At 44.8% G+C, this 7,917-nt stretch carries 5 protein-coding genes; 3 read left to right on the plus strand and 2 right to left on the minus strand.

The window, feature by feature from the left end; all coding sequences use genetic code 11:
- The 3 genes from RH85_RS10035 to RH85_RS10045 all read left to right on the plus strand — a co-directional run.
- A partial coding sequence (locus RH85_RS10035; protein ID WP_006712109.1) for a leucine-rich repeat domain-containing protein occupies positions 1 to 2,413 on the plus strand: 2,413 nt, incomplete at its 5' end.
- A gap of 93 nt (positions 2,414 to 2,506) precedes the next feature.
- The gene (locus RH85_RS10040) at positions 2,507 to 5,383 is read left to right on the plus strand and encodes a BRCT domain-containing protein (protein WP_006712110.1); all 2,877 of its coding nucleotides are present in this window, start codon (positions 2,507 to 2,509) and stop codon (positions 5,381 to 5,383) included.
- Entirely contained in the window at positions 5,376 to 5,960 is a 585-nt protein-coding gene (locus tag RH85_RS10045; protein WP_006712111.1) for a hypothetical protein, read from the plus strand. The genes RH85_RS10040 and RH85_RS10045 overlap by 8 nt, the downstream gene beginning before the upstream one ends.
- A gap of 65 nt (positions 5,961 to 6,025) precedes the next feature.
- Here the strand turns inward: RH85_RS10045 and RH85_RS10050 are convergent, their stop codons facing one another.
- Together RH85_RS10050 and RH85_RS10055 are read right to left on the minus strand one after the other, a co-directional pair.
- Entirely contained in the window at positions 6,026 to 7,294 is a 1,269-nt protein-coding gene (locus RH85_RS10050) for a DUF3137 domain-containing protein (RefSeq protein WP_006712112.1), read from the minus strand.
- A 57-nt stretch (positions 7,295 to 7,351) separates the two neighbouring features.
- Positions 7,352 to 7,917, minus strand: a 566-nt coding sequence (locus tag RH85_RS10055) for a LemA family protein (RefSeq protein ID WP_006712113.1), incomplete at its 5' end; no start/stop codon positions are given.

Consider the following 7,917-nt stretch of genomic DNA (forward strand, 5'->3'; position numbering starts at 1 on the left):
TATAACGCTATTTAGATACTGCCATGAATTCGATATTGATTTGAGTGCAGCGCCAGTTACAGAGCTGAAAATAGACCACTATGACGAATATCGACGTGATGATGTCGAGGCGATAACAATCAAAGCACTCCACGTACCTTCCTGCTTATCAAAACTGTATCTTGGGATTAAAACCGTCTCTGCTTTACCGTCAACAATGCTCGATAATGTCTCAAAGCTAGAACACTTCTGGCTGGAGCAAAACAGTGGTTTCTTAAATGAATCTTTATTCGGTAATTTGTCCCACGTGACATACTGCCGTTTAAAGTTGATTGATCTTAACGCCCCTATTCCAACGGGCTTATTGGGCAATTTTACTGAAATAGAACGACTCTACTTAGAAGTGAAAAACGCCCAGTTCGAGCAGGATATTTTCTCTACCAATTGCTCAATAGAAGAGCTCGAGCTACGCAGTGACAATGTTGACATGACGCCATTACTCAACACTTGCTTACCGAAGCTGAAAACGGCGAATCTCCATTGGCACCATGAACAACCACCAATATGGCTAGCCAATAGCCCTGAACTGACTAGTCTCAATTTACTCTTTGCTGGCGATCTATCAGCACTACCAAAACTACCCGCTCTGACTAATTGCAGCCTACATGCGCCTGTTGGTGAACAACTACCCGCGTTTATCCGTCATAATAGCAACCTTGAAAGACTTAGCTTGTACCATTGTGCCTTCTCAACGCTCGGTGATCTGAATGCGATGACCAGCTTAAAAGAATTTAGGATACAACCTAAAGACCGTTGTGAAAACCAATTGCCCAACGTGGATTCGATTACGGATTTACCCGCATTAGAAAGTATTTACTTAGATATTCATCCAACCAAGAGCAATCCCGTTTGGCTACAACTGGCGCCACAAGTCGAACTCAATTTATGGAATGATCATCTGGTCAAGGAGCTTTCGATCTTACGAGGTACGACGCTCACATTTGATCAGTGCTTAGAGTGCGCCAATATTCTCGTCGCGATTAAGAAACCGGCCGAGCTTCCTGCAATGCCTGCTGAGTTTCACTTGGCGCTTATGGCAGCCAAATACAATCGATTTAAAGCGCAACATAAAACGTGGTTAAGGGAAGTTGCAGCGCAAAGTGAGCAGCAAAAGCCGCTGGCGCAAGACAGTATTATTTTCATCAGTGGCCGCAGTGCGTTTAAAGCCGCAGAGCTTAACCAAAAATCTGCAGAGCTTGGCTTTACCATCAGTAAAAAGTTAGACAATAAAGTAACGCACGTGCTGCTTGGTAGCGCGCCGAAATCCATCGAGTTACTCGATTTAGAACGCCATCGACTGATCGATGAAACGAGTCTACAACATTATTTCACCCACCAAGCGCCAAAATTTTTGCAACAAGAAAACAGTGCGGCTATGGGTGATACCGTGTTGGCGATGCTTGCATCACCAGATGAGGCCTCTCATCAGGTCGCGGTACAAATGTTAGAGCAAGGCGGTGTCACCGAAGCAATGCGCCTACCGCTGTTCTTTATTCTAAAAACCACCTCTGACAATAAGCTGCGCAAGCAAATCAAAGAACTTCTAGCGGGTATGGGCGACGAATTGTTCCAGCTTGCCGTCAATGACCGCATTCTATTCAACACTTGCCAAGGGCTAGACAAGTACGGCCGTCTTATGGGACAAGGCGTGATGGTCGACAAGCTTAAAAAGCAGAAAAAGAAATGGGGTGATTTGCTGTGTAACCAGTTTGCCAAACTCTATTTTGAGCGTTTTGGCGAAGGCTTAATCTACCTGATGATGCAAAAAGAGACTTCTGCCGAGCAACTTGACGCCCTCGCGACGTTGATTGACGGCGATTGTTTGAATTGGCGACGTGGCGCTGCTTTTGAACAAGCACTTGCGCAGTTTGATGAACATAATATGGTGCACTATTACCGCCATATTAATTGCAGCACAACAGTAAATCACGATAGATTACTAGGCACAGCAAAGACCTACCTGCCAAGCGAACTCACGCAAAGTCACACTATTGCCTCGTTAGATTTGGGGCATTGCTTACTTGATGTGCTGCCTAAAGGTATTGAACATTATCGCCATGTTCGTCGCTTAGACCTATCGGCCAATGCGCTAACCAAGCTACGGAGTGATTTTGCCCTGTTCAGTGAACTCGAAGAGTTATCGCTAAGCCATAACCACTTCACCGCCTTCCCTGAGGTGCTACTGACATTGAAGAATCTTAAACGATTGGATCTACGCTGTGCACGCAAACCAGTTGCCTCTGATGACTACATCTCAACCTACACCTATCAAGGCGGAACCAGCTGTGAAGGCCCTTATCGACCGATTCGTGCCCCGCAGGCATTCCGTGATGCCTTCCCTCACTGTGAGATTTTAGAAGACATCCTCACGTAGTCTCAAAAACGAATAAGCGCAAAACGACCATAACTCAGAATAAAACTTGCGCCTTATCTCATAGGATATAAGGCGCTAAAAAGGAACTCACCAATGAGCCATGCTGAATTAACCGATGACGTACTCGATGAATTAGAAAACCAATATCCCGAGATTACGTCTATTGAATACAGTTGCACCCACAAGCACCCAACCTGGGCGCAACTTGCGTATGCATTGCCCAATCTTACGCACATAGAATTCGGCTATAACGGTCATCATGACGATGATGAGCTTGAGCCATTAATACTGGACGATGAGCTGTTTACTCATTTAAACAAACTGGAAAGCATTGAAGGCGACAAATATCCCTTACAGTTTACCAGCGCTGCTATTGCTTCCATGCAGCAATTACATACCATTAAGCATGCAAGAACTCACAGCCCAGAAACGCTGACAGCCATCGGAAAACTGCCTGCTCTTCGCCAACTAAATCTCACCTATGAGGGGCATGCGCCGGGGTTTTTATGCGTCGAAAGCACTCAATTAGAGAAATGTAGAATCAGGCTCGAAGATACGCATCAGGTCGGCATCGACCTAACTCGTGCGATATCACTCACAACCGTTGATCTCAGCAGTGGTATGCCAGGTTATGATGACGATGAGCCAAGTGCACCACTCACACTATCTCCTCTGATGCTGCCAAGCTCTATACAGGACGCAGAACTCTCATTCCGTCATGAAACCCACCTTCACGGTCCGGTGTTGTGCGCTGGAACACAAGCGAAGAAAGTACATATTGAGTGCGACAACATTCACTTCGCCCCAGAAGCACTTGGCTCTGCTGACAAAATTGATTGGTTGTATATTCGAACTCGCCAAGCTCCATCGCTCCCTGATGGTTTATTGGCTAACCTGAAAGATATCCAATCACTCTGGCTATCGCTGTTTGACACACCTGCTCGTTTAGACACCCTGCTGGATGGCCAATCTTCTATACAGAGTTTAAAAATCCACTGCGATGGCTTTAGCCTTCAAGACTCAATTACATTACCCGCCCTCACTAATGCTTCTATTAGTGGCTTATCTACGAGTAAACTGGATTGGTTAGCTCAGTCAAAAGATCTAACATCATTGGAGATCTCCTCATGCGGCGAGCTAGGTGATGCCGAAATTTTGGCTCAACTCCCTCAGTTATCGACATTGAAACTTGGCCGCTTTGACGCGCAAACACTGCCGTTGTCAGTCCGTCAACATAAAAACCTGACGACGCTAAAGCTACTACAGCCGACTTTAAATGAGATCGGTAATCTTGCCGAAATGAGTCAACTCAAGGCCTTAACGATTGACTTGGCTGATTACCGTCACCCTGTCATGCTATTACCTAACTTGAATGATCTTCACACCGCTTCAACGCTTTCTTCATTCACACTGGGAGTCACCGAAAAACATGATGACTGGGAAAATGCGGTTAATTTAGTGACACTATCAGAGCAAGTTGACTGCGAGATCAATATTCAATACAGAGATACTCGTGCGTCACAATTAACCAAGCAGTTGAGCATATTACAGCTATCACCATTAACTGATGATGAAAAGCGCCACTGCTGGCAGGTATTGTTAGGAGCGCCAAAACCGAAAGATCTTCCTACCGACACGTCTGTGTTAGGGGACAAATTCTATCTGGCCTTCATGGAAGCCAAATACACCCCATTTAAAGCCTATGCCATTAACTGGTTACGTCAAAAAGCGATTTCAACAGTAGAACAACGTCCACTGAGCGCTGACAGTGTGTTGTTTGTGAACGGAAAAATTCCATTCACCGCGACAGAACTCAAAGCCAAAGCCGACGAGCTTGGTTTCACCGTCAGCAAAAAATTAACCGACAGCGTCACTCATGTCGTTTTAGGAGCCAATCCTAAAAATACTGCCGCATTAATGGCTAACTATCTGTTCATTGATGACACAGCACTCAAACAGTGGTTCGAACAAGCTGCGCCGCAATTTTTGCAAACCAAAGGCAGTGAAGCCATGATAGACGGTGTTCTTGCCATGTTGAAGTCACCCGATGTTGCCAGCCATCAAGTCGCCGTTCAGATGTTACAGCAAGGTGGCGTCACCGAAGATCTGTTCATTCCGCTATTCCTCATTCTCAAAACCACCAGTGACAAAAACCTGCGTAAAGAGATTAAAAAGCTGTTAGCAGGCTACGGCGATGAACATTTCCAAGTGGCTGTACAAGACAGAATTTTCTTTGAAGACAATTTGCGTGGTTTAAACTGGGAAAAGATACCGACTGGTGAAGGGCCAATGTACCAAAAACTCAAAGGGTTACCAAAGCGTTGGGGTCGCGAGTTGACCATCACCTTTGCCAAAGCCTATTTCGAGCGATTTGATGAAGGTTTACTCTGGGTATTGAGTCAGAAAGAGGAATGTACCCAGCATCAGGCCATTATTGATGAGCTGATTGAAGGTGATCGCTTAAACTGGCATAAAGGTTGTGGCTTTGCGCGTGTACTACAAGGGGCCGATGAAAAACGTCTGGTCAACTGCCACCGTTATCCTGACATTTATATGCAGAGCTTCCACGATCTTGATAGTGTCAAAACGCGTTTACCTATTCAGTTGCCTACGAGACAAAAAATCACTGAATTAGACATGCATAATTGCTTCTTGGCCGCTCTACCGGTCAATATTGAGCAATATGTAGATGTCACAACACTCAATCTACACTTTAACCATATCTCTAAGCTGCCTGCCAAATTGAGTAAATTAAGTAAGCTTGAAGTGCTTGATCTGTCATACAACCACTTTGAAGAATTTCCGGCGGTGATCTTCAAACTGAAAACGCTGAAACAGTTGGATCTTCGTCGTGCTAACGCGCCGATATATCATGATGGTTATAGTCAACGACATGGCTATGAGCCAATTCGCGCTCCGCAAGCATTCCGTGATGCCTTTCCTGATTGTGAGATTTTAGAAGATGAATAAAATATCCCTACTGCGTAACATGGTTGTAGTCACACTATTTGCCCTACTTACCGGTTGTAGCAACCCCCAAGTAGACAATGCACAAAATAAACGGGTATTGGTTGTGGCTGGGGATGGCCTTAACTCAAGCTACGATAATCCTAATGCCAATGCCTTCTTTCATGAGGTAAGCAAAACCTTTGCAACCAAGCTTGGCTCAAAGCTGGAGGAATTTGGCCTTGAATCGTACCTGTTTGTCAGCAATAACGCAGATACTTATAAAGAACAATACCAAAAAGTCATCAATAGCGTGCTCTCAGACGGGATGATTGACGGCATTGTTCAAGTTAAAGTGCTGCATACCAAAGACGCAACGACTAACGAAATCGCCTTATATGCAACCTACTTTCCAACCGAAGCTTGGTTAGAAAACTGCAACGTGAAAAACATGCAAACTTGCCGAAAAACGACAAGATTAGCCAAAGCGGGTGAGATGAAATACTCGATTACCGATGAGAAAACCGGCGAGTTTAACCAAACACCTATCGATGAGACGGTGACTAACATGGCACTATTTGTCTATCGCGCAGAGCAGTAAAGAGATCATTAAACGGCTAACCAATAAAAAACGGGCATGATGCCCGTTTTTTGTTGATTCACATTTTAGCTATCTTGCTTAAAATTATTATCACTGAGTCGCAGTAAATCGTGAGCATAGTCGAGCATTTTGTTTACACCAACCAGTTCAGTATGGCCTGCAATCTCTTGATAAAACTCCGCTGGATTAGACAGACTATGTTGACGTTTTTCGCTAATCAGTGGCGTGGATGTTGAGATACACATGCGCCCTTGGTCATTGATATCAAGTGTTGGATAATCAAATTGCTGCCTAAGTTCGATTAATCGGTCAATCACAGCTGGTTTCAGAATTCGCGCCGCCGTTAACGCCTCTTTTGACCGTACGGAGTAGAGGCGATTGAATGCTGTTGATTCGCTATGGTAGTCAACGCCCTTATAGCTTGCCTTCTTATAACCGTTAATCGTCAAACTACTCGCATACGGAAAATCGAGTAAGATACCGTATCGATTGTGCACTTCTTCGGTTGTTGTACTCTGATAACCACCGCCACTGGTCGACTTTGTCTTATTTTTAGTCACTGTATATTGGAAATGAAACAGACGAAATACGAATTTACTGCCCGGTTTTTGATAGCGGCCTTGGCATAGCAAGACTATTTTCCCGGTGTTCCCGCCTAAGCGAAACTCATTAAACTGCTTGGCCAGCGATTTTACATTATCAGCATCTTGGCCAGTAATTTCTGTTAGCTCATTGTTTATCAGCGCATCTCGCAAGAATATTCTATCTGACATAGGCTTACGCCAGTTGGCTCGAAAATAGAGCCATCCCCATAAGCCAATGGTCAGCAGAAACACCAGCACCACGAACGTCAACTCTTTATCAAACCGATAGTCTGCAAAGCCAAAGCTGATAAGGGCAATCAACTCTTCAACTGCATTCCAAAACGTTTTAGGCCAACGTGGCACGTACGTCGCCACCACCGCCATCACAGCGCTAAGCAACAGTAAGTTTAAGCCTGCCGAGATTGGATAGATGCCTCTATCATAGAGGAAGTTCATGGCTATCACCGCCCATATCACAGGCATCCAAAAGCCAGCATCATCAATCAGGTATCGGGTTATGTAGCTTACCCACTCAAAGTCATTATGAATAAAGATCAAGAACAGTAACAGCGCACAAAACGCGGTTAACAACCACTTAAGTGCCTGCAAAGTAGGATCGCGATAATTCAACGGCCCAGAATGGGTTTCAACATGCTTAATCAGTGTAAGCAAATCGTCTTGAGTGGTTGCCGATTCCACATCATCGCGAATTTTATCGATGTTGCGGGTAACAATACGGTTACTGTGCATGACTAAAGCCTATAGAACTGAACTAATGACGCCCTAAACCTATTTCAGCGGAAAAGACTAAAAATTGGGTTTATATTCAAACCCTGCTTGCGCTTCGCTATCCGTAAACGTTTGTATTTTCTCTTTACGTAGCAGCATATTATTAACAATCGAACTCGGGAACATCTCAATCACATTATTAAAGTCTTCCACATTGGCGTTAAAAATACGTAACGCTGCGCCAATATGCTCTTGCTGCTCACTAATTTCAGCCATGAGCTTTAGATATACATCCGATGCTTTAAGCTCTGGGTAAGCCTCTACGGCCACCTTTAAACCCTGCATTAGCGACTGCATTTGTTGCTCTGCTGCCGCCAGTTGCGCGGTATCAATACCGGAACTCGCATCTATCGCAGACAAAGCCGAACGCAACTCAGTTACCTTGGTCAGTACATCTGATTCGTGTAGGCGGTACTGTTCCACCAACGCTTCTACTTGAGGGATGATTTTGTTTTTTTGGCGCTCTTGGGTCAGAACTGAAGCCCACGCACGCTCTACTGCGTTAAACTTGGCAATAATGGCGTTATATTGCATCGCAATAAAGCCTGCGACTAAAACCACAATCAAGACTAATACCACACTTA

This window comes from Vibrio ichthyoenteri ATCC 700023 (assembly GCF_000222605.1).
Lineage (GTDB): Bacteria > Pseudomonadota > Gammaproteobacteria > Enterobacterales > Vibrionaceae > Vibrio > Vibrio ichthyoenteri.